19 protein-coding genes are annotated in these 22,864 nt (G+C 36.3%); 18 read left to right on the top strand and 1 reads right to left on the bottom strand.

The annotated features are described in order from the left end of the window. Positions 1–4: 4 nt before the first annotated feature. The 3 genes from BN55_RS08175 to BN55_RS08165 all read left to right on the top strand — a co-directional run bounded on the left by BN55_RS08175 (position 5) and on the right by BN55_RS08165 (position 2,414). Positions 5–559 carry an NADPH-dependent FMN reductase gene (locus BN55_RS08175; RefSeq protein WP_008471633.1) on the top strand — a complete coding sequence of 185 codons (555 nt, stop codon included), beginning with the start codon at positions 5–7 and terminating at the stop codon, positions 557–559. A 126-nt stretch (positions 560–685) separates the two neighbouring features. After that, positions 686–1,486, top strand: coding sequence for a tyrosine-protein phosphatase (locus BN55_RS08170; RefSeq protein ID WP_008471632.1), 801 nt, complete (start codon positions 686–688; stop codon positions 1,484–1,486). Position 1,487: 1 nt separating this feature from the next. Then, positions 1,488–2,414 carry an FAD:protein FMN transferase gene (locus BN55_RS08165; RefSeq protein ID WP_008471631.1) on the top strand — a complete coding sequence of 309 codons (927 nt, stop codon included), beginning with the start codon at positions 1,488–1,490 and terminating at the stop codon, positions 2,412–2,414. A gap of 46 nt (positions 2,415–2,460) precedes the next feature. Here BN55_RS08165 and BN55_RS08160 read toward each other — a convergent pair whose 3' ends face one another. Continuing rightward, positions 2,461–2,997 carry a CvpA family protein gene (locus tag BN55_RS08160; RefSeq protein WP_008471630.1) on the bottom strand — a complete coding sequence of 179 codons (537 nt, stop codon included), beginning with the start codon at positions 2,995–2,997 and terminating at the stop codon, positions 2,461–2,463. A gap of 184 nt (positions 2,998–3,181) precedes the next feature. On the opposite strand from BN55_RS08160, the gene rsmG reads away from it, so the two are divergent. From rsmG to BN55_RS08085, 15 genes are all read left to right on the top strand, one after another. Next, a complete protein-coding gene (rsmG, locus tag BN55_RS08155) occupies positions 3,182–3,901 on the top strand; it encodes a 16S rRNA (guanine(527)-N(7))-methyltransferase RsmG (RefSeq protein ID WP_008471629.1) in 720 nt (239 codons plus the stop codon). A gap of 20 nt (positions 3,902–3,921) precedes the next feature. After that, entirely contained in the window at positions 3,922–4,776 is an 855-nt protein-coding gene (gene noc, locus BN55_RS08150) for a nucleoid occlusion protein (protein WP_008471628.1), read from the top strand. A gap of 16 nt (positions 4,777–4,792) precedes the next feature. After that, positions 4,793–5,566: a ParA family protein gene (locus tag BN55_RS08145; RefSeq protein ID WP_008471626.1), complete on the top strand. Its 774-nt coding sequence runs from the start codon at positions 4,793–4,795 to the stop codon at positions 5,564–5,566. Beyond that, a complete protein-coding gene (locus tag BN55_RS08140) occupies positions 5,550–6,443 on the top strand; it encodes a ParB/RepB/Spo0J family partition protein (RefSeq protein WP_008471625.1) in 894 nt (297 codons plus the stop codon). The genes BN55_RS08145 and BN55_RS08140 overlap by 17 nt, the downstream gene beginning before the upstream one ends. A 26-nt stretch (positions 6,444–6,469) precedes the next feature. Continuing rightward, the gene (locus BN55_RS08135; protein ID WP_008471623.1) at positions 6,470–6,721 is read left to right on the top strand and encodes a DUF951 domain-containing protein; all 252 of its coding nucleotides are present in this window, start codon (positions 6,470–6,472) and stop codon (positions 6,719–6,721) included. Between the two features lie 15 nt (positions 6,722–6,736). After that, positions 6,737–7,837 carry a redox-regulated ATPase YchF gene (ychF, locus tag BN55_RS08130; protein WP_008471622.1) on the top strand — a complete coding sequence of 367 codons (1,101 nt, stop codon included), beginning with the start codon at positions 6,737–6,739 and terminating at the stop codon, positions 7,835–7,837. 9 nt (positions 7,838–7,846) lie between these two features. Further along, positions 7,847–8,683, top strand: coding sequence for a DUF1129 domain-containing protein (locus BN55_RS08125; protein WP_008471621.1), 837 nt, complete (start codon positions 7,847–7,849; stop codon positions 8,681–8,683). Positions 8,684–8,812: 129 nt separating this feature from the next. After that, the gene (locus BN55_RS08120; RefSeq protein WP_008471620.1) at positions 8,813–10,537 is read left to right on the top strand and encodes an ABC transporter ATP-binding protein; all 1,725 of its coding nucleotides are present in this window, start codon (positions 8,813–8,815) and stop codon (positions 10,535–10,537) included. A 9-nt stretch (positions 10,538–10,546) separates the two neighbouring features. Continuing rightward, the gene (locus BN55_RS08115; RefSeq protein ID WP_008471619.1) at positions 10,547–12,403 is read left to right on the top strand and encodes an ABC transporter ATP-binding protein; all 1,857 of its coding nucleotides are present in this window, start codon (positions 10,547–10,549) and stop codon (positions 12,401–12,403) included. Positions 12,404–12,543: 140 nt separating this feature from the next. Further along, positions 12,544–13,230 carry a response regulator transcription factor CroR gene (croR, locus tag BN55_RS08110; RefSeq protein WP_008471618.1) on the top strand — a complete coding sequence of 229 codons (687 nt, stop codon included), beginning with the start codon at positions 12,544–12,546 and terminating at the stop codon, positions 13,228–13,230. A 3-nt stretch (positions 13,231–13,233) separates the two neighbouring features. Continuing rightward, positions 13,234–14,385 (top strand): sensor histidine kinase, encoded by a 1,152-nt coding sequence (locus BN55_RS08105; RefSeq protein ID WP_008471617.1) that lies wholly within the window; start codon positions 13,234–13,236, stop codon positions 14,383–14,385. Between the two features lie 49 nt (positions 14,386–14,434). Beyond that, on the top strand, positions 14,435–16,012 hold the full coding sequence (locus BN55_RS08100) for a UDP-N-acetylmuramoyl-L-alanyl-D-glutamate--2,6-diaminopimelate ligase (protein ID WP_008471615.1): 1,578 nt from the start codon (positions 14,435–14,437) through the stop codon (positions 16,010–16,012). A gap of 12 nt (positions 16,013–16,024) precedes the next feature. Then, positions 16,025–16,774, top strand: coding sequence for an aspartate/glutamate racemase family protein (locus BN55_RS08095; RefSeq protein ID WP_008471613.1), 750 nt, complete (start codon positions 16,025–16,027; stop codon positions 16,772–16,774). Positions 16,775–17,015: 241 nt separating this feature from the next. Continuing rightward, positions 17,016–20,384 (top strand): mucin-binding protein, encoded by a 3,369-nt coding sequence (locus BN55_RS08090; protein WP_008471612.1) that lies wholly within the window; start codon positions 17,016–17,018, stop codon positions 20,382–20,384. 123 nt (positions 20,385–20,507) lie between these two features. Beyond that, positions 20,508–22,799: a glycoside hydrolase family 31 protein gene (locus BN55_RS08085; protein WP_008471610.1), complete on the top strand. Its 2,292-nt coding sequence runs from the start codon at positions 20,508–20,510 to the stop codon at positions 22,797–22,799. Positions 22,800–22,864 lie beyond the last annotated feature (65 nt).

Raw genomic sequence — 22,864 nt, 5'->3', positions numbered from 1 at the left:
GCTAATGAAATTACTTGCAATCGTTGGAACAAACGCAGATTTTTCATACAATCGTTTTTTAGAGCAATTTATGGCTAAACGCTACCAAGATCAAGCTGATATTGAAGTGTTTGAAATTGCTGATCTTCCTCAATTCAAAAAAGAAGCTCAACCTGATAGTAAGATTGACGAATTTAGGGATAAAATCAGAAAAGCAGATGGTATTATCATCGCAACTCCTGAATACGACCACGGCATCCCTGCTGCACTTAAGTCAGCTATGGAATGGACTGGAAGCCATGCTCAAGGCGATGGCAACGTGATGAAGATGAAGCCAGTAATGGTTTTGGGTACTTCATACGGTATTCAAGGCGCTTCAAGAGCCCAAGAAGAAATGCGTGAAATTTTGCTTTCACCAGATCAAAGCGCCAACGTTTTACCAGGAAATGAAGTTTTAATTGGTCATGCTGCTGATAAGTTCGACAAAAACACCGGCGACTTGCTTGATGAAGCCGAAATTAAGAGCGTAGATGCTGCATTTAAGAACTTCGTAGCTTTTGTAGAGCAAAGTAAAAAATAAAAAATGCTTTTTTTAAAAGAAAACTAGGTTTTTATCTGGTTTTCTTTTTATTTATGCTAAAAATAGTCTAAAATTAGCCATGAAGAGAATTTAATATAAAAAATAATTATAAAGGATGGTGAGTGGATGATAAAGCCACTTAACTTGCCATTAACGAAAGTTAACAATGCACGTGATTTAGGTGCATATGAAGGTATTGATGGCAGAAAAATAAAGAGTCATCGTTTATTAAGAACTGGTAAATTGGTGAATATGACGCCTGAAGATGAAGAATATTTGGTAAATTATGGTTTAAATAAAATCGTAGACTTGCGTACGCCAAGCGAAATTCGCACGGCTCCCGATAAAGTTCCGGTAAATGTAGAGCATTTTGATATGTCAGTACATGAAGATGAAAAAGTGGGCGTTCCTGATGAAAAAAGAGCAGCTTTACGTAAAATGTACGATAAGGATCAATATGCGGGCTTTAAAGGGATGTGTCACCAATACGAAATTACGGTAAATTCAGCTCATTCTCAAAAAGCTTATCATGATTTATTAGAACTTTTAGCTAATAATGAAACTGGCGCCACTATTTATCACTGCTCTGAAGGCAAAGACCGTACTGGTTTTGCTAGTTTATACATCATGCATATTTTAGGCGTTGATTTGACAGTTATTCGTGAAGATTATCTTTATTCTAACTATGCTCTAACTGATTATCGGGCACGTTTAGATAAAAAAATAATTAAAGAAGGCGGCAATGATATTTTAAGAGCTTGCATGCGTTCTTTAGGTAGCGTTGCTAACGAATATTTAGATACTGCTTTATTATTAATTGATAAAGAATACGGCGGGTTAGACGAGTATCTTAAAAATCAAATTGGCGTAACACCAGATATGGTAGAACAATTACGTAATCTTTATTTAGAACCAAAGAAGGCATAAGATGATCGAAGATTATTCACAAAAACAAATTTCTAAAGTGGGACGCGGTTTAGGGACAGTTATAACCCTGCAAATATTTGGTTCACAAGACGAATTTATTTTGGATCAATCATTTAGATTAATTGCAGGCTATGAAGATCGTTTGACTGTCAACCGCGACAAGTCAGAAGTTATGGATGTTAATCACGCAGCAGGACTTCACCCCGTGCAAGTTTCAACCAGTACTTATCGCTTGATTAAATTAGCCGTTGAAAAAAGTCGCGAAAACTTTGGCTTTAATGCTTTGATTGGTCCAGTGGTAAAACTGTGGCATATTGGCTTTAAAGGCGCACATGTTCCAACTGATGTCCAAATTAAAGAAAAAATGGTTTTGACTGATCCAGACGACGTTGTCTTAGATGATAATAACCAGACAGTCTTTTTAACTAAAAAGGGCATGGAATTGGATCTTGGTGGAATTGCTAAGGGCTATATTGCAGATCGAATTAGAGATTTATGGCATGCTTACGATATTCGCGCCGGCATCATTAACTTGGGCGGCAATGTCTTATTTGTTGGTTCAAGTCCGCGTCGTGAAAATGGTAAATGGGTTTTGGGCGTCCAAGATCCTAAGAAAAAGCGTGGCGATAACTTAACCACTGCTACAGTTGGAGAATGTTCAGCTGTTACTTCTGGTACTTATGAAAGATTTTTAGAAATCAATGGTAAAAAGTACCATCACATTATTGATCCTAAAACTGGTTATCCAGTGCAAACTAACGTAGCAGGCGTTACTTTGTTTACACGCGATTCAGTTCAAGCAGAACTAGAATGCAAGCGATTATTTTTTGCCGGTCATCCAATTAAAGATTGGAAAAATGATGCAGAAGGCAGATTTGGTGCTATTTTCATCTATAATGATGACCGCATGGAGCGCGTAGGCGTATAAGAGTAAAAAAGAGCTTCACTATTTTTAAAGTGAAGCTCTTTTTGTTTTATCCTAAAGTTCGACTGATACCAAAGACTGCCTTGAAAGCTCCGTTAGATAAACCAGGAGTGTTATAGATGATAACTCTTAAAATTGGCGAATCAATCGTTTGCTGAATAAACCACTGGTTTTGAAAGACATTGCACATTGAGAGCACAACGTATACAACAAAGTAGGCTGCGACAAATGAAATGATTGCGCCTAATACATCATCTAATAAAGTACTAAAGCTCTTTTTCTCTGGATCTTTAGTTGGCAGCCAGCCTTTAATAATTTTGACGATCATTTTACCAATAAAGAAAATGATAAAGAAGGCTAAAAAGCGATATCCCATTAATTCTAATGGTATATTTCCAGTAGTTGGAACGACACTACCCGAAAATTGCGTGTAGAACCAATTTCCTAAATCGTTTTGTCCCAAAATAGCAGCCGCAAAGATAATTGCTGCAAAAATCAAATTAATAATTCTTCTTGAAAAACCTAACTTGTATCCTTTATAAGTTTGGTAGCCTAAATACAATAAAACCAATAAGGTAACAATCAAAGCAATCCTCTCCTTTGGCTAATATTATAACCGATAAAAATTAGTTTGAGTGAATCCTATTAGTTTCTTTGACGATTTATAAAAAATACTCCATAATTAATACGTTAAGCATAAAAATCTAATTGTTATTTATGCATTTTTGAGGTAAATTATAGAATGTGAAACAAGGTTTCACGGGTGAAAAATGAATCCAGATATTTTTGAAAAAGCTCTTGCTGAAAATGGGATTAATCTTTCCTTGCAGCAGAAACAGCAGTTTGCAATATACTATCAAGATTTGATTCAGGTAAATGAAAAAGTTAATTTAACGCGCATTACTGATGAAGATGAAGTTTATTTAAAGCACTTTTATGATAGTGTAACGCCATTATTTACTTTTCCTGAAGTTTTTAAAACAGATGCTAGTTTGTGCGATGTTGGTGCAGGAGCTGGTTTTCCATCTTTACCAATAAAAATTTTGCGACCAGATTTAAAGGTCACAATTATTGATTCTTTAGGTAAGCGTCTGAAGTTTTTAGACAGTTTAATTCAAAAATTAAATCTTGAAAATATTACTTTAGTTCATAGTAGAGCTGAAGATGCCGGTCAAAATCCAGCTTTGCGGGCAAAATTTGATATTGTGACTGCAAGAGCAGTGGCGAAAATGAGCGTTTTAAGCGAATACTGTTTACCATTAGCTAAGATTGGCGGAGATTTAGTAGCCTTAAAGGGACCTAAAGCTAACGAAGAATTAACTGATGCTAAAGATGCAATTAAGATTTTAGGTGGGAAAACCAAAAAAATCGTTGAATTAGCATTGCCAAATACTGACGATGAAAGAAATTTAGTATTAATTGAAAAAGTAGCTAAAACTCCGAAGAAGTATCCGCGCCAAGCTGGTACGCCAAATCGTAAGCCACTATAAAGTTATTGGAGGAAGAGGACATGGCACTATTTTTTGGACATAAAAATAAAGTCCCAGAAAATAAACAAGTTCAAGAAATTGAATTAGATCAAATTGTTCCTAATCGTTATCAGCCAAGAAGAACTTTTAATGAAGAGTCAATTGCTGAGCTTGCGCAAACTTTAAAAGAGCAAGGGCTACTGCAGCCAATTATTGTTCGTAAAGATAGTAGCGAGCCCGAAAAATACGAAATAATTGCTGGTGAACGACGCTATCGCGCAGCACAATCTTTAAAATGGGCTAAGATTCCGGCAATTGTCGAAGAAATGGACGATGAAAAGGTTGCTTCGCTTGCTTTAATTGAAAACTTGCAGCGTGAAGATCTTAACCCAATTGATGAAGCCCAAGCCTATCTTGAGCTAATGAAGGTCAATGATTTGACTCAGACTGAATTAGCCAAGCAAGTTGGAAAGACGCAATCATATGTTGCTAATAAGATTAGATTATTGCGTTTAACTCCGAAAGTGCAGAGCTTTTTAGTTTCTAAAAAGATTAGTCAGCGTCATGGACGAGCATTGCTTTCTTTAAGTAGCGAAGATCAAGACCGTGCAGTTAGCGAAATTGTTAAAAAAGGTTTAACTGTTAAAGAAACTGAATTAATGGCAAGCGATGTTGATGGTTATTTTGCAGACCTTGAAAAACAAGAGACAAAGCAAGACAAACCTAAACAGCCAAAGAAAAAGACAGTTATTAAGACCGGCAGCGACTTTAAAGTGCAAGTTAATACAATTAAGCAAGCAATTAAAATGGCTCGTGAATCTGGTTTAGAAGTTAAATATAAAGAAGATAAAGAAAAAGATTCTTACAAAATTACGATTGAACTGCTGAGAAAGTAGGGATTAAGGAGACAAAATGGTTCAAATTATATCTGTTGCAAACCAAAAAGGTGGCGTAGGAAAAACAACTACAACCATTAACTTAGGAGCAAGCATTGCTGCTCATGGTTATAAAGTATTAATTGTAGATATTGATCCACAAGGAAATGCCACTTCCGGCTTGGGAATTGAAAAATCATCAGTAGATAAGGATGTCTACAATGTCTTAATTGACGAAATTCCAATTTCTGAAACAATTCATCATACTTCGGCTAAAAATCTTGATGCAGTTCCTGCTACGATTCAATTAGCTGGAGCTGAAATGGAATTAACGTCTTTAATGGCTAGAGAAACTAGATTGAAGCAAGGAATTGATGAAGTCGGCGACCAATATGATTTTATTTTTATTGATTGTCCACCATCTTTAGGTCAGCTTTCGATTAACGCTTTTACTGCATCTGATTCGATTTTGATCCCAGTTCAAAGTGAATACTATGCTATGGAAGGTTTAAGTCAATTATTAAACACCATTCGCTTAGTTCAAAAGCACTTTAACAAAAACTTAGGCGTAGAAGGCGTTTTGTTAACAATGCTTGATGCACGTACTAATTTAGGTGCAGATGTTGTTAAAGAAGTTCAATCTTACTTTAGTAAGAAAGTTTATAAGACAATTATTCCAAGAATCACAAAATTGGCTGAAGCTCCAAGCTATGGTAAGCCAATTACAGAATATGCACCTAAATCTCGTGGTGCACAAGTTTATGACTCTCTAGCAAAAGAGGTGCTAAAAGCTCATGGCAAGAAATATTAAAGATAAAGAATCTAAAAAAAGAGGCTTAGGTAAAGGCTTAGAAGCCTTATTTGAAGAAAGTCCTCAAGTTCAAGAAACTGAAGAAGTTAATGAAATTGCTTTAAATGAAATTCGTCCTAATCCTTATCAGCCACGTAAAACTTTTGATGATAAGAGCTTAAAAGAATTGGCTGAATCAATTAAAGAAAATGGCGTTTTTCAGCCAATTATTGTTCGTAAGTCCGCAGTTAGTGGTTATGAAATAATTGCCGGCGAACGACGCTATCGTGCTTCTAAGCTTGCTAAAAAGAAGACTATCCCAGCTATTGAGCGTCAATTTGATGAAGCTCAAATGATGGAAGTCGCAGTTTTAGAAAACTTGCAGCGTGAAGATTTAACTCCGCTTGAAGAAGCCCAAGCTTACGAAATGCTTCAAAAAAATCTTGGCTTAACCCAAGAAGAAGTATCTAAGCGTTTAGGAAAGTCTCGTCCATATATTGCTAATTACTTGCGTTTGTTGACACTGCCACAAAAAACTAAGCGTTTATTGCAACATGGCGAACTTTCTATGGGGCAAGCTAGAACTTTATTAGGTTTAAAAAATAAAGAAGGTATCGATGCCTTAGCCAAAAAGGTTGTTAAAGAAGGCATCACTGTTCGCCAGCTTGAATCATTAGTCAATAAGATGAATGAGAAAAACAAGCAACCTAAGCCAAAGCGGATTAAAAAATCTACTTTCATTAAAGCTAGTGAAAGTCAATTGGCTGGTAAGTTCGGCACTAATGTTAATATTACTGAAAGCAAAAAAGGAAACGGTCATTTAGCAATTGAATTTGCTTCGACTGAGGAATTGAATAGAATTTTAGATCTTTTAGGTGTTAACTTAGATAAGGAATAAAAATATATAATTTTTGGAGGTTTTTCATGTATCATTTGGGTGACTTAGTTCAGATGAAAAAACCACATGCTTGTGGCGAAAACAAGTGGGAAATCTTAAGAATGGGTGCAGATATTCGACTTAAGTGTATGGGATGTGGCCATATTGTGATGATGTCGCGGTCAGATTTTAATAAGCGTTTGAAAAAAGTTGTTACGATGGCGGATGATCCTAAAGCTAAAAGTTTAGAATATTATGTCCCAACTAACGAAATTGCTGTACCACATTTCGGAGATTAGATAAAGGAGAAAGAAATGGCATTAACTGCAGGTATTGTTGGCTTGCCTAACGTAGGAAAGTCAACTTTGTTTAACGCAATCACTAAAGCGGGAGCTGAAATGGCAAACTATCCATTTGCGACTATTGAACCAAACGTCGGGATGGTTGAAGTTCCAGATTCACGTTTAGCTCGTATTCAAGAATTAATTCCAGCTAAAAAAATCGTTCATACTACCTTTGAATTTACTGATATTGCTGGATTAGTTAAGGGTGCATCAAAAGGCGAAGGTTTAGGTAATAAATTCCTTGAAAATATTCGTCAAACTGATGCAATTGTCCATGTTGTTCGTGCATTTGACGATGACAACATTACTTCTGTAACTGGGAAAGTTGATCCGGAAGAAGACATTAATACTATTAACTTAGAATTAGCGATTGCTGACTTAGATGCAGTTAACCGTCGTATTGGTAAGGTTCAAAAGGTTGCTCAACAAGGCGATAAAGAAGCTAAGGCTGAAATGGCCGTTTTGAATAAATTAAAGCCAGTTCTTGAAGAAGGAAAAGCAGCTCGTTCAATCGACTTTAACGAAGATGAACAAAAGATTGTTAAGGGCTTGTTCTTGCTTACTTCTAAGCCAGTAATTTATGTTGCTAATATTGCTGAAAGCTCAATGGCTGATCCAGAAAGCGACAAGTACTACCAAATCGTTAAAAAGCATGCAGAAAGCGAAAACGCTGAAGCTTTGGGTATTAGTGCTGCTACTGAAGAAGAAATTGCTGCAATGGATGACGATGAAAGAAAAGAATTTCTGGAAATGGAGGGCGTTGAAGAATCTGGTCTTGATCGCTTGATTAAGGCTGCCTACCACATTTTAGGCCTTCGTACATTCTTTACTGCTGGTGGTCCTGAAACTCGTGCATGGACTTTCCATGAAGGAATGAAGGCCCCTCAGGTTGCCGGTGTCATTCACTCAGATTTTGAACGTGGATTTATTCGTGCAGAAGTTGTTTCATTTGATGATTTGGACCAACTTGAAACTATGCAAAAAGTCAAGGAAGCCGGAAAACTTCGTCTTGAAGGTAAAGATTATGTTGTTCAAGACGGTGATATTATTGAATTTAGATTTAATGTTTAGGAGAATTTGATGGATTCAAAAAAAGATCAAGAAAAAGAAAATCTCCAAAGTGCTGCTAGTCAAGAAAGCAAAAAAAATAAAGCTACTAATGTAGAGCAACAAGAAAAGTTAAAAAAGAGGGCGCAACAAGCGGATCAAGAAGAAAGTATTAAAAATACTGATCCTAAAGAATTACGCAGTAAGCTCAGCAACAAAAATTCAGACTACGTTTTCCGCTTAGAAAAGTTTTTGCTTGATAATGAAAACTTCTCAATGAATCAAGTAGAGCCAGTAATTGATAATATTTTGCCAGAGATCATTATTGCGCAACATAAGGGAATTCCAGCAAGTACGCTTTATCAAATGGCACCCAGTCAAAAAGCTCACGAATTAGCTCACCCTAAAGCTAAACCCGTGAAGCAAAACTTTTGGCTTCAAGTAGCTGACAGCAGCTTGCTTTATTTGGCACTATTTGGTGGTCTTTACGGCCTAGTAGAATTATTCTCTGGTCCTAAAGCTCAAAAGCAAGGACAACTTGGTGTTATTACCTTAATTGCTCTTGTCTTTGGCTTAGGATTACTGATGACTTATTACAGTAATTGGCTGGTTAAGCCTAAATCAGACCGTCAACCTACCTGGAAAATTGTTTTAGGAGGAATTGGTTCGATTATTTTAATGTTTGTTTGGGTAACAGCAACTAGTTTAAAACCTGTGCAAACAATCAATCCGCCGCTTAATCCGTGGGTTTTAATTGTGCTTGCAGGAATTGCAATTGCAGTTAGATATTATTTAAAAAAACGCTATCACATTGTTGATCCAGCACGTCAAGCACGTATTGATCAAGCAAGACAGCGTGACGAAAAATAAAAAAAGAGCTAATATAGAAAGTTAACAACTACTTTGTAAGTTTTATTGTTAGCTCAAAAACTAATAAATAGGCGCAGAGTCGTCTATTTATTTTGTTTTTAAGGACTGTTTTTAAGAAGGAGGGCGTTTATGGTTAATACGTTGCGAAAGTCAATTCGACAATACAAGAAGTTGTCATTGACATCGCCAGTTTTGGTAGCCATTGAAGCGTTAATTGAAATGCTGATTCCATATTTGGTAGGTATTTTAATTGATAACGGAATTATGAAAGGAAATATGGGCTACATTAATAAGTGGGGATTCATTCTCTTTGTAATTACCTTGCTTTCTCTAGCTACTGGGGCAGCTGCAAGTTATGTGGCTGCACATGCAGCCGCAGGATTTGCCGCCAATTTACGTAAGGATATGTTTTATCATATTCAAGATTTTTCTTTTGAAAATATCGATAAGTTTTCAAGTGCAAGTTTGGTTACAAGATTAACTACTGACGTAACTAACGTGCAGAATGCTTATCAAATGCTAATTAGAATTGCCGTACGTGCTCCATTGATGTTGATTTTCTCAATTATCATGTCATTTATTGTAAGCCCACGTTTAGCATTAGTCTTCGTAGTTTTAGGACCAATTCTAGTTATTGGATTATTTTTAATCATTAAAAGTGCTTATCCATATTTCCCAAGAATTTTTAAGGGATATGACTCTTTAAACCAAGTTGTTCGTGAAAACGTACGTGGGATTCGTGAAGTTAAGACTTATGTTCAAGAAGAATCTCAAATTGAAAAAGCTGAAGAATCTACTGGATTTATTTATAAGCTTTTTTCAGCCGCACAAAAGATCATGTCGCTTAACGTACCACTATTGACATTTATTTTGGACTTGTCGATGCTGCTTATTTCTTGGTTTGGTGCTAAAGAAATTGTGGGTGGCAGCCTGCAGACTGGACAATTAGTGTCAATGTTTTCATATTCAAACTCAGTTTTATTTAGTTTGAATATTTTGGCCATGATTGCAACGCAATTGGTTATTTCAAACGCTAGTGGTAAGCGTATTGCGGACGTTTTAACTGAAGAACCTGCAATTGAAAACCCAAGAAAGCCATTAAGAGACGTTACTAATGGTGAGATTGTTTTTGACCACGTTAACTTTAAGTACGAACCTGGTGAAAAGCACTTGGCTTTAGATGATATTAATTTAAGAATTAGACCTGGTGAAACTATCGGAATTATCGGTGAAACTGGTTCTTCTAAATCTACTTTAGTATCGATGATTCCGCGACTTTATGATGCAACTTCTGGTGCTGTAAGAGTTGGAGGACATAACGTTAAGTCTTATGATTTAAAGACTTTGCGTGATAATGTGGCCATGGTTTTACAAAACAATGTTTTGTTCTCAGGCACTGTTAAAGAAAACCTCAAATGGGGTAATGAAGATGCGACTGATGAACAAGTGGTAGCTGCAGCTAAGGTTGCTCACGCAGATGGCTTTATCCGCGAAATGCCAGATGGCTATGACACAATGGTTGAACAAGGCGGAAACAACGTTTCTGGTGGACAAAAACAGCGTATTACTATTGCTCGAGCATTGTTAAAGAATCCAAAGATTTTGATTTTGGATGATTCTACTTCGGCTGTTGATACCAACACTGAAAGAGAGATTCGTTTAGCCTTGCGCGATGATATGCCAGAAACAACGAAGATTATTATTTCGCAAAGAATTGTTTCAATTAAGGATTCTGACAGAATTATTGTCATGAACCACGGTAAGATTGAAGATATTGGTACGCATGATGAATTGATGAAGAAGAATGAACTTTATCGTTCAATTGCAACTTACCAAGACGATCAAGGAAAGTAGGTGAGATAAATGGATCAAACACAAACTCAAAATAAAGCTAAAGGCAATCATAAACAAGTCTTAGGCCGTTTATTAAAAGTTGTTTATCGCACTTCTCCAGCGATGCTGATTATTTCAATGATCAGTATTGTGCTTAGTGCTGGTGCAGCGGTTTATGGATCGCTATTTATTGAGCGTTTAATTGACCAATATATTGTTCCACTTACTCGCCAAAGCAATCCAAACTATACGCCTTTACTTGATGCAGTATTGTTTATGGGTTGCGTATTCTTAATTGGGGTACTGGCAGGCTATTTATTTAATGTTTTGATGGCCATATTAGCTCAAAAGGTTCAATTTAACATTAGAAATAAAATGTTTGCTCACATGGAGTCACTGCCAATTTCTTATTTTGACCAAAATAACTACGGCGACATCATGAGTAGATATACTAATGATATTGATACTTTGATGCAAATGATTTCGCAGTCTATTCCACAATTTATTAATTCATCTTTGAGTTTAATTTTTGTAGTGATTGCAATGTTTTCTTTGAGCTGGCAATTAACTCTGTTTTCATTTTTAATCTTTGCCCTTTCAATTGGTATTGTAAAATTCTTAACTACAAAATCTAGTTATTACTTTAAAGTTCAGCAAAAAAAATTAGGACAAATCAATGGCTACGATGAAGAAATGCTTAATGGTTTGAAAGTCATCAAGGTCTTTTCACACGAGCCACAATCTAAAGCAGGTTTTGATGGATTCAATGATGAATTAAGACAAGCTTCCGGAAAAGCCAACACTTATGCCACAATTTTGTTCCCAATTATGGGTAATATGGGGAATTTACTCTACGTTTTGATTGCCTTTTTAGGAGGCGCGGCTGCAATTAATGGCTGGGCTCCGTTAACATTGGGTGCAATTGCATCATTCTTGCAATTATCAAGATCATTCGCAATGCCAATTTCTCAAATTTCACAGCAGTTGAACTCAATTGTTTTGGCATTAGCCGGATCTAATCGAATCTTTGAATTACTAGACCAACCTTCTGAAGTTGATAATGGCGATGTCATTATTTCTAAGGATGAAAAAGTCAAAGGTCAATGGTACTGGAATGTTCCTGAAAAAGACGGTCAAATTAAGAAAGTTCCAATCAAGGGCCATATTATTTTTGACCACGTAAACTTCTCCTATGTTCCAGGACATCCGATTTTACATGATATTAATATTAATGCCAAGCCTGGTATGAAAGTTGCCTTAGTAGGTGAGACGGGTGCCGGTAAGACCACTATTTCTAACATGCTTAATCGTTTTTATGAAATTGACTCAGGTACGATCACTTATGACGGTATTCCAATTTCTCAAATTAGAAAAGACGATTTGCGTCATTCATTATCGATTGTTTTACAAGAAACGCACTTGTTTACAGGAACGATTATGGATAATATCCGTTTTGGTAAACCGGATGCCAGTGATGATGAAGTTTATCAGGCAGCTCGTTTGGCTCATGCTGATGAATTTATTCATGAGCTTGATCATGGTTATGAAACTGTCATTGATGGGGATGGTAGTGACTTATCTCAAGGTCAAAAGCAACTTTTGAGTATTGCCCGTGCGATGATTGCTGATGAACCGGTAATGATTCTAGATGAGGCCACTTCAAGTATTGATACTCGAACTGAGAAAATGGTTCAAGCAGGGATGGACAACTTGCTTGCTGGAAGAACAAGTTTCGTAATAGCCCACAGACTTTCAACTATTGTAAATTCAGATTTAATTTTGGTACTTGATCATGGTCGAATTATTGAACGTGGTAATCAGCAAGAATTGCTGGCACAAAAAGGTTACTATTACGAACTATATACAGGAAAACGTGAAATCCAATAAAAAGATGTGCTCAAAGTGCACATCTTTTTTTATAATTTTATTAAGGAAGACGCTATTTTTAGTTTAGCTACAAAAAATATGTAAAATATTATTAATAAGTTTTAACGAAATATAATTCATAGTAGGGAGGATTTATCTCTATGAAAATCTTAGTCGTTGATGATGATAAGGAAATTGTAGAACTTTTAAGTATCTATCTAAAAAATGAAGGCTATGAGCCTTTAGCTGCTTACAGCGGGAAAGAAGCATTAACAAAATTATCTACTAATCCCGATATTGCATGTATGATTTTGGATATCATGATGCCACAAATGTCAGGTATTGAAGTAATCAAAGAAGTTAGAAAAGATTCTGAAATTCCAATTTTGGTAGTTTCTGCTAAAACTGGCGATATGGATAAAATTCAAGGCCTTATTACCGGGGCTGATGACTATGTGGTAAAACCATTTAATCCACTAGAAGTTATGGCTAGAGTTAGATCGCTTTTGCGTAGAAGCCAAAAAGAAGTTAAGACTGATAAGCCAGATATTTTGGAAGTTGGACCTTTAATTATTAATAAAGACTCTCATGAAGTTAAAACTATCGATGGCACAACGATTCAGTTAACTGCATTAGAGTTTGGAATCTTATATATGCTTGCTAGTCACCCTAACCGCGTATTTAGCGCTGATGAAATTTTTGAACGCGTATGGCAGCAAGAATCAGTTGTTTCAGCTAAGACTGTTATGGTTCACGTATCGCACTTACGTGATAAGATTCAAAAAGCAACTAATGGCGAAGAAGTTATTCAGACTGTATGGGGCGTAGGATACAAAGTAGAAGCTTAGCCAATGAAAAGACAAAAAGTTAAATTAACTACCAGGGAAAAAAGTGAATTATTTGGTGAAGGAGTAATTACGGTTATTCTTTTACTGCTACTCAATTTATCCATAGTTATCTTAATTAATTTAGCTGTTTTAAATGATCCGCGTTTAGAAAATAGTATCTATTTTCTAAAAAAGACGATTACCTTGTGGAATGGCGCACATTTGTGGTCTTGGCAGCGTGGCTTTATTATTATCATGCTGATTTTTGATGCGATTGTAGTGTATTGGCGTTTAATTAGACGCTATCACCAAATGCAGCTGCGGCATGTAATTAGCGAGCTGCACTATATTGCGGACGGTCACTTAGATCATCGAATTCCTTTTATCGTAAAGACTGATTTACAAAAAGTTATCGATTCGATCAATGCTTTAGTTGATAGTACTGTGGCTTCTATGGAAGAAGAAAGACAGATTGAGCAGTCTAAAGATGATTTGATTACGAACGTTTCGCACGATATTCGCACGCCACTGACATCGATTATTGGCTATTTAGGGCTTTTAAAAACTCAACCTAATATTAACGATGATGATGGCAAAAAATACGTAGCAATTGCTTATGATAAGGCTTTGCAAATGAAATCTTTAGCAGATGATTTATTTGAATACACAACTTTACGTTCTTCAACTAAGACAAAATTAGTTTTAGCACCACTGCATGTAAATTCGATGCTCGAACAAGTGGAAGCTGGATTTGAATTAGAAGCTGAAAAGAAAAATATTGGTTTTGAAGTTATTTGTCGCCCGCATGATTTAACTATTCAAGCAGACGCTAAAATGATTGTGCGTGTGTTAAATAACCTTATTTCTAATGCTCTTAAGTATGGCCATGGCGCGACAAAGATTAGTTTAATTGCCAATAAGGTTAATAACGACCAAGTAGAATTACGCGTTGAAAATAATGGTGAACAAATTCCAGCCAAATCTTTGAAGAAAATTTTTGAACGTTTTTACCGTGTGGAAACTTCGCGAAATCTAAAAACTGGCGGTACTGGATTGGGCCTTGCAATTACTCAAAGTATTGTTGCCTTGCATGGCGGTGAAATCACTTGTAAGTCTGATGCCAAGTTGACAAGTTTTATTATTCGTTTACCTTTAAATGGCCCCCAAGCGCAGTAGTGGTTGTGCTATAATTTATGCTGAATTGATTTAAATTTGGAGAGAAATAATGAGCGAATCTAGCATTACATTAAATACGTGTATTTTAATCTTGAAAGAGCATCATTTGCTTAAGTCAAGTGCTGTTCAAGATGCAGTTCCAACTAAGATGGACTACATTTCTTATGACTCACGTGATATTAAAACTAACACCTTATTTTTCTGTAAGGGAGCCGGTTTTAGACCAACTTATTTGTCAATGGCAAAAGAAAACGGCGCAATTTGTTACGTTGCAGAGCAGCCTTATCCAGAAGGTAAGGGAATGCATGCCTTAATTGTACGTGACGTATCAAAGGCAATGGCATTATTGTCAGCAGCCTTCTTTAGATTTCCGCAAGATGACTTATATGTTGTTGCCTTCACTGGTACCAAGGGAAAAACCACTTCAGCATACTTTTTGAAAGGGATGCTTGATGAAATTAATGGCGGACGCACTGCTTTGATTTCATCAGTGGATGATGTAGTAGGTCCTAAGCCTGAAGATCGCTTCAAGTCAAGCCTAACTACGCCTGAAAGTTTGGACTTGTTCCGCGATATGAGAACTGCTGTTGATAATGGTATGACTCACTTGGTAATGGAAGTTTCTAGTCAGGCATATAAGAAGAATCGTGTATTTGGTTTAACTTATGACTTAGGCTTTTTCTTAAATATCACGCCAGACCATATTGGACCAAATGAACACCCTAACTTTGCGGATTACTTGCATTGCAAATTGCAATTAATGGTTAACTCGCGTAAGTGTATTATTAATGCAATGTCTGATCATTTTGATGAGATCTATGCAGCAGCAACCACAACTACTAATCCAGATAGTATTTATCTATTTTCAAGCAACGACTTTGAAAATCCTAATTTAAAACAACCAATTGATTTCCGCTTCCAATCAGTTGAAACTGACATGGTTGAAACTAAATTTAAGCTATTTTGTGCTTCTGAAAAAGCTAAAAAATTACCAATTGCTGGCGCATATACTTTGCAAATGATTGGTGACTTTAATGAAATGAACGGTACTGCCGCAATTATTGGGGCTGGACTTGCCGGCGAAAATCATGACCAATGCGCTAAGGGAATTCGTCACGTTACTATTCCAGGACGTATGGAAGCTTTGCCTTCAGATGGTCACGGCACAGTCATTGTGGATTACGCCCATAACAAGGCCTCAATGATGGCGTTAATGAGCTTTATGAAGAAAGAATTCAACAACCCTAAGATTATCGTAGTTGTTGGAGCTCCTGGAGATAAAGGCGTATCACGTAGACCTGGCTTTAGCGAAAGTTTAACTGCTTATGCAGATAAGGCATTTTTAACTACAGATGATCCGGGATTTGAAGATCCACAAGATATCGCTGAAGAAATCGATGCTGGCATTGACCATACTAAAGTTGATGTAACGATAGAATTAGATCGTGAAAAGGCTATTCATGATGCTATTGCTATGGCTAATAAAGACGATATTGTTTTAATCTGTGGTAAAGGTGCAGATCCTTTCCAAAAGATCCGCGGCGTAGATACTCCATATCCAACTGATATCAAGGTTGCTGAAAGAGTTATCAACGAATTAGAAAAAGATGCAGATAAAGAAAACTAGTTAGGACATAAGATGAAGCATTTTTTCTCAATTATCGGCGGGATGGGTACAATTGCGACTGAAAGTTATGTTCGCTTAATTAACCATCGCGTTAAAATCAACAAAGACCAAGATTATTTGAATTATATTTTGGTAAATGATGCTCAGATTCCTGATCGAACTGCTTATATTAAGGACCATAGTAAGCCTAATTTCTTTTATGATTTAAAAGAAGACGTTTTAGGTCAAGCCAAATTAAATCCTGATTTTTTTGTGATGCCATGTAACACAGCCCATTATTTTTACGATGATCTAGCTGCATTGACTGATGTGCCATTTTTACACATGATGCGAATTGCGGTGCATAAGTTTGTGGAAGATTTTCCAAAAGAAGAAAAAATTGGTTTAATTGCGACCGAGGGTTCAATTTATGATCACTTATATGTGGATGAATTAAAGCGTGTTGGCAAAAAGGCTGAGCTTGGCGGAAGCGAAATTCAGCCAATGGTAAATGAATTAATTTACACTGATATTAAAGAAAAAGGAATTGTGGATCACGATCTTTATCATAAGATTTTGCAAACAATGCATGATAAATATGGTTGCAATGTTATTTTACTGGGATGTACTGAATTGTCCTTAGCACAAGAAAAAGCACCTGATCATCCTTATAATGTGATTGATCCACAATCTATAATTGCGGATGTTTCAATTGAACTTGCTTTAAAGATCCGCAATGGAATGGATCCTAAAGAGGCCACTAAAAAATACATGTATAAGTAAACAAAAACTCTGCTGTAGTAAGTAAACGCTATTGCAGAGTTTTTTTAATATAGTCATGAAAAATTAAATAATACTATACAAATTATTTAAAAAAGTCATTTTTGCATTGAAGTACAGAATCATCATACGTATTCGCATATATGTAAGAATGAAGTAATTGCTTTATAACCCTAGAAAAGTGTTATAGTTTTATTGTGTTAAATGTTAATGTTATTTAATTATCAAAGTAAGAGATATTCAAATGGGCAAATTTGGTGATCGTAAGAATCATTATAGTATTAGAAAATTATCTATAGGTGGTGCTTCTGTTTTAATTGGTGCAACAATTTATTTAGGAGGAGTGAATGCTCAAACTGTTCACGCTGCTAGTGTTGATGGAGATGCAGCCGAGCAAGTGGAGAAGAATAATGAAGTAAATAGTGAGACAGCGGATGTAAAGAATGCTGATCAAAAGCAAGGGGATAACAGAGAAGTAACTTCTGCTGTTATTAAAGCTGATTCAGCTAAAGCAGTAGATAGTACTAATGATCCAGCAAACAAATCTGTTGAGGCTTCAAATGAAGAGCCTGATGGTCCTGAAGAACCCGAAGATCCAATGGATCTAGCAAAAAAAGAGGCAAAAATTCTTCCACAAATTGCGATTAAAGGGGAAGTACCAGAACTTGATCCTAAGGCATTAATGAATGGTGCCTATATTTATGCTCATCAAATTAGTCAATCTTCAATTGAAGAGGGTTCAATCTCTGCTAAATGGATTGAAAATCCAGATGTGTCTAAAGTTGGTACTGTAACTGGTAAAGCAGAAATTTCATATAAAACTTACGATGACGATGACGATGGCAACGAGGTAACTAAGACTCTTGATATCGATGTTCCTTTAGAAGTCAGAAATGGTGAGGCAAAAAAGGCAGGTCAAGTTAGAAATACTGTTAACTTTGTTGATAATGATTCTAATCAAGTTGTTTTAAGTCATAGTTGGATTGGCAAAGCAAGTGATGATGAATATAGCTCTCCTGTTCCGGGTTTTGATAGTGCAGGTCAATTATTAGAGAATTCTATTAAGCTTCTCGGTTATAAAGTACATAGTGATGAAAACTTTGGGAGTAGCGCAAATATTAATCAAAAATTATATCCTCTTGGCTACTTTGGTAAAAAAGACAAAACTGTTAATGTGTTAGTGGAACCAACTGACGCAATTAAGAATGATAAATACGGCGTTATCTATGATAGCGACGATGAGAGCCAACAAGAAAGCGAAGTTATAAGTCCGTCTGATGACCCTTATGGAGGCCCATTAAATGAAAACAATATGGATCCAGCTAACTTTATTTATGGCTTGGGTAAGCTTCCTGAAGGAGCAGTTGTTAAGTGGACAACTAAACCCGTACTTTCTGAACGAGATTCAGAAGGAAATTATGATACTGAAGATGGTCTCCCTGCTTTAAAGAATCCAAAAGATATAGCTATTGAAATTGACGATATAAAGGGCAAAGTTGTTAAAACTTTTAAAGGAGATATATTAAATAAGCTAGTAAAAAGAGCATATAGTAACTCACAAGATGGTGCTATTTCAGTAGGAAGATTGGATGCTGTTCAAGGGGCTGAATTACCTAATGCAGTAGATGCTTTTGCTGGAATTGAAACTAGGTCGGGAGATCCAAATACTGATGTTTTAGTTGAAAATTCATCTGAACTAAAGAATTTGCTCAAAAATTATAACTTTACCTGGGTAATCGCTCCAGATATGCAAATGCCAGGATATCAATATGCTTACTATACAGTTACAAGAAAAGATGCAGATTCGACAAATTATGGTAGTGCATTTTATGCAACTGATGAAAATGGTGATGATAACGGAGAATCACTTGCTGATAGCATGGATGGTCTCACAGGCAGTACGGTCAACCGAGTTTTAGTAAGAATAGCACCATTAATTAAGCCGGATGCTGATAATCCAGCCCAAAAGACAGTAACTCGTACTATAACGTTTACGGGTGTACCAGCAGATAAGGCAGACCAATATCAAGATAAATTACAAACAGTTGAATTTACTAGAGCCGATGAAGATGGCTATATCGGTCACCAAAATGCATCAGGTGATGGCATTACTTATAATAATTGGCATGTTGTTAATAGCACTGCAGGTAGTGGTAGTTTTGAAAGTGTAGCAACACCTGTAATTAAGGAAAATGATGGTTCTGAATATACTGCAACAATTACCGACAAGTTTGTCAGTGAAGTACCAGCAGTAAAGAATGTCACTGCTACTACCCAGAACAGCAAAATAACTGTTAAATATGTTGAAACTAAGACGCCAATTAAACCTGATGATAAAAATCCAGCCCAAAAGACCATAACTCGTACGATTAAAGTTAATTATCCAGAAGGTATAAGTGGGGATCAACCAGCTCCTCAAGAGGTTAAATTTAATCGTAAAGATGCAAAGGGCAATGTTGGTTACATTATTACTAATGCCGATGGGACTAAGACTTATCAGTGGAATGACTGGAAGGCCGAAGGTACTAATAAGTGGCCAGCATACTCAGCTCCAACAATTCATGGTTATACTCCCAATATTACAATTGATGGAAATAAGGTTTATTCAGTTGCTGAGGTAGTCGTAGATCCAGATAAGACTAAGGATTCTATCGTAACTGTGAACTACGTGCCAAATACCCAAACAGGAAAGATTTCTTACATTGATAAAGATAAGAACGAAGTTGGTAAAACTACATTAACTGGTAAAACAGGTGAAACTGTTGCTATTAAGCCAGTAGCTCCAAAAGGCTGGAAGATTGTGCCTGGTCAAAACCTCCCAAAGACTGAAAAGGTTACAACCTCTGGTATCCCAACAGTAAATGTTAAAGTAGAACACGCTAAAGTTGTTGTTCCACCAACAGATCCAAAGACTCCGAAAGACAAGCTTCCAGATAATCCAGACAAGCATTATCCAACTGGAGTTGCCAAGGATGATTTGAACAAGACAGTAAAGAGAACAATTACTGTTATTAAGCCAGACGGCACAAAGATTGATGCAAGTCAAACAGTTAACTTAACAAGAACAGCAACTGTTGATGAAGTAACTGGTGAAGTAACCTATAGTGATTGGACTACAGGATCATTTGCCGAATATGATGCACCAGAAGTAGCAGGCTACACTCCGAGTCAGGCAAAAGTTGAAAGCGTTGATCCAGTTAAAGTTGATTATGTAGATCCTAAGATTGTAATTACTTACTCTAAGAATCCAGACACTGGTAACCCATCAACAGATCCAACGACTCCAGATGGTAAAACTCCTGAAGATAAAACTCCAGATGATACTAACAAGACACCTTCTGAAATAGAAACAACACCACAAGTTGAAGATAAGTCGAAACCTGTTGTTCATAAACTTGCTAAGCGTACTATTTCAAAGCCAAACTATGCTACTTCACGTATGGCGCGCGTTCAAAAGACTGCTACCAGAAAAGCGGTTAAGAAGAATAGTCGTACTTTGCCACAAACTAATGCTAAGCATAATATTGCAGCTGAAGTTGCTGGTATGCTGTCATTAGGCTTAACTACTTTAGTAGTTGGTTTTGAAGAAATTAATCGTAAGAAAAATAAATAAACTATTTTGAATAAATAGAAAAAGAAGATCTGACACACATAATGTGAATCAGGTCCTCTTTTTTTAGCTCTTTTTTGTTATGATAAAGGCGTATTGGAAGCTGCAAATAATCGAGGTCAGATTATGCAAAATTTAAGTTATAAAGTTGATGGACAAAGAATATTTATAGATTGCGCTACTAGTTCATTTGAATTAACTGTGCTGACGCCAGAAATAATTCACGTATTTCAAAATCATGGCTGCACGCAAAATTCATATGCTATTGAAGGAAACAAAGTTCAAGAAACAGACTTTGAAATTACTGAAAATCGTGATCATATGGAATTAAAGACCAGTGCTTTAATTGTGAATATCTTTGCTGATGGCAAAATTGATGTTTATGACAGGGATAAAAATCCTTTAATTCTTGATTATCGTCATGCGCGCCAGCCACTAGACCGGCAAATGAGTGAAGATCAAAAGCGCTTAGCTGAACAGGAAGGTCACGATGTCAGCGGTAATTTACTCAACAGCCCAACTTATTTTGAAGTGGTAAAAAAATTGGCTGATAATGAAGTATTTTATGGTCTAGGCGATAAAACTGGTTTTTTGAATAAACGTCATTATGCTTACGATAACTGGAATACCGATAATCCTGCTCCACAAGTTGAAAACTTCACTCGTCTTTATAAATCGGTGCCATTTTTATTAGGATTAAAGAATCAGCATCCCTACGGAATATTTTTTGACAATACTTATAAAAGCCACATTGATCTAGGCAAAGAAAGCAATAACTATTACTTTTATTCTGCAGCTAATGGAAATTTGGACTACTATATTATCGGTGGAGCTAGTCTGAAAAAGGTTGTGGAAAATTATACTTATCTAACTGGGAAAACGCCGCTACCGCAAAAATGGACATTAGGTTATCAACAATCACGCTGGGGTTATAGCGTTAGCCAAGAAAAAGTGCTGCAAATTGCTGAAAAATTGCGCGAGTATGACTTGCCTTGCGATGTAATTCATCTAGATATTGATTATATGGACGGATATCGCGTTTTCACTTGGAGAACGGATACTTATGAGGACCCACGAGAATTTGTCTCAAAACTCAAAAATATGGGATTTAAAGTGGTCACGATTATTGATCCTGGCGTTAAAAAAGATGATCAATATGGCATTTATCAAGAAGGGTTAGCAAAAGGCTATTTTGTGCAAAATCCTGATGGCACAATTTATGTAAATCGTGTTTGGCCAGGCGATGCAGTTTATCCCGATTTTGGTCGCAAACAAGTTCGCAAGTGGTGGGCAGATAATTGCCGCTATCTTGTGGATATTGGAGTTAGTGGTATTTGGGATGATATGAATGAGCCTGCTTCATTTAATGGTGATATTCCGGAAGATATTGTTTTTAGTGATGAAGAAAATAAGTCTACGCATGCCAAGATGCACAATGTTTATGGCCACAATATGGCTAAGGCAACTTATGAAGGACTAAAGAGATATTCTCATAAACGTCCTTTTGTAATTACCAGAGCGGCTTATGCTGGCACGCAAAAGTATTCCACAATTTGGACCGGAGATAATCACAGCCTGTGGGTACATTTACAAATGATGATTGCGCAACTATGCAATTTAGGTTTAAGTGGCTTTAGTTTTGCCGGAACTGATATTGGTGGTTTTGGCAGTGATACAACGCCAGAATTGTTAACGCGCTGGATTGAAGGTGCACTTTTTAGCCCACTATTTAGAAACCATTCAGCTTTAGGTACGCGCAGTCAAGAGCCATGGTCATTTGGCGAGCCAACTTTATCGATTTATCGCAAGTATTTGAAGTTGAGATATCGCTTTATTGATTATTTGTATGATCAGTTTTACCAAGAAAATAAGACTGGCCTGCCAATTATGCGACCACTTGTTTTGAATTACGAAAACGATCCACAGGTGTATAACTTAAATGATGAGTATTTAGTTGGAGATAGCATATTAGTTGCTCCAGTTATTCAGCAAGGTAAGACTAAGCGCATGGTTTATTTGCCGGCTGGCAAGTGGATTGATTTTTGGGATAAAACAGAATATGAAGGACAGACGACGATTTTAGTTGATGCGCCAATTGATAAATTGCCAATCTTTATTAAGAAAAATACGATTTTGCCTTGGAGCAAAGAAGTTGATCATATTAGCACCGAACCTCAAAAAGAAATTACATTTAAGCTTTATGGCGATCATACAAGCTATCAGCATTATCAAGATAATGGGACTGATTTTTCTTATGAAAATGGTAAATATAATCTGTATGACTTAAATGTTGGTTCAGAGAGTATCGATATTAATTTACTTCATCATGATTATCCACTATATCAAAGAATTAAGGTAGAACTGCCTGATAAAACAGTTGAATTTAAGTTAGCGCATGACAAATACGTTCTAGCGTAAAAATAAAGCGTCCAAATAGGACGCTTTATTTTTTTATACTTTTTTTGTCATATATAGTTGACATT

Source organism: Lactobacillus hominis DSM 23910 = CRBIP 24.179 (assembly GCF_000296835.1).
Taxonomy (GTDB): domain Bacteria; phylum Bacillota; class Bacilli; order Lactobacillales; family Lactobacillaceae; genus Lactobacillus; species Lactobacillus hominis.
The sequence above is the reverse complement of the archived record's forward strand: the minus strand, read 5'-3'. Positions and strand labels throughout refer to the sequence as shown.

Bases quoted from the DNA above. Each gene is read 5' to 3' on its own strand.
- BN55_RS08090 (WP_008471612.1), top strand. From the start codon at position 17,016: ATGGGCAAATTTGGTGATCGTAAGAATCATTATAGTATTAGAAAATTA.
- BN55_RS08095 (WP_008471613.1), top strand. From the start codon at position 16,025: ATGAAGCATTTTTTCTCAATTATCGGCGGGATGGGTACAATTGCGACT.
- BN55_RS08120 (WP_008471620.1), top strand. From the start codon at position 8,813: ATGGTTAATACGTTGCGAAAGTCAATTCGACAATACAAGAAGTTGTCA.
- BN55_RS08085 (WP_008471610.1), top strand. From the start codon at position 20,508: ATGCAAAATTTAAGTTATAAAGTTGATGGACAAAGAATATTTATAGAT.
- noc (WP_008471628.1), top strand. From the start codon at position 3,922: ATGGCACTATTTTTTGGACATAAAAATAAAGTCCCAGAAAATAAACAA.
- BN55_RS08115 (WP_008471619.1), top strand. From the start codon at position 10,547: ATGGATCAAACACAAACTCAAAATAAAGCTAAAGGCAATCATAAACAA.
- BN55_RS08125 (WP_008471621.1), top strand. From the start codon at position 7,847: ATGGATTCAAAAAAAGATCAAGAAAAAGAAAATCTCCAAAGTGCTGCT.
- BN55_RS08165 (WP_008471631.1), top strand. From the start codon at position 1,488: ATGATCGAAGATTATTCACAAAAACAAATTTCTAAAGTGGGACGCGGT.
- ychF (WP_008471622.1), top strand. From the start codon at position 6,737: ATGGCATTAACTGCAGGTATTGTTGGCTTGCCTAACGTAGGAAAGTCA.
- rsmG (WP_008471629.1), top strand. From the start codon at position 3,182: ATGAATCCAGATATTTTTGAAAAAGCTCTTGCTGAAAATGGGATTAAT.
- BN55_RS08145 (WP_008471626.1), top strand. From the start codon at position 4,793: ATGGTTCAAATTATATCTGTTGCAAACCAAAAAGGTGGCGTAGGAAAA.
- BN55_RS08100 (WP_008471615.1), top strand. From the start codon at position 14,435: ATGAGCGAATCTAGCATTACATTAAATACGTGTATTTTAATCTTGAAA.
- BN55_RS08175 (WP_008471633.1), top strand. From the start codon at position 5: ATGAAATTACTTGCAATCGTTGGAACAAACGCAGATTTTTCATACAAT.
- BN55_RS08140 (WP_008471625.1), top strand. From the start codon at position 5,550: ATGGCAAGAAATATTAAAGATAAAGAATCTAAAAAAAGAGGCTTAGGT.
- croR (WP_008471618.1), top strand. From the start codon at position 12,544: ATGAAAATCTTAGTCGTTGATGATGATAAGGAAATTGTAGAACTTTTA.
- BN55_RS08170 (WP_008471632.1), top strand. From the start codon at position 686: ATGATAAAGCCACTTAACTTGCCATTAACGAAAGTTAACAATGCACGT.
- BN55_RS08105 (WP_008471617.1), top strand. From the start codon at position 13,234: ATGAAAAGACAAAAAGTTAAATTAACTACCAGGGAAAAAAGTGAATTA.
- BN55_RS08135 (WP_008471623.1), top strand. From the start codon at position 6,470: ATGTATCATTTGGGTGACTTAGTTCAGATGAAAAAACCACATGCTTGT.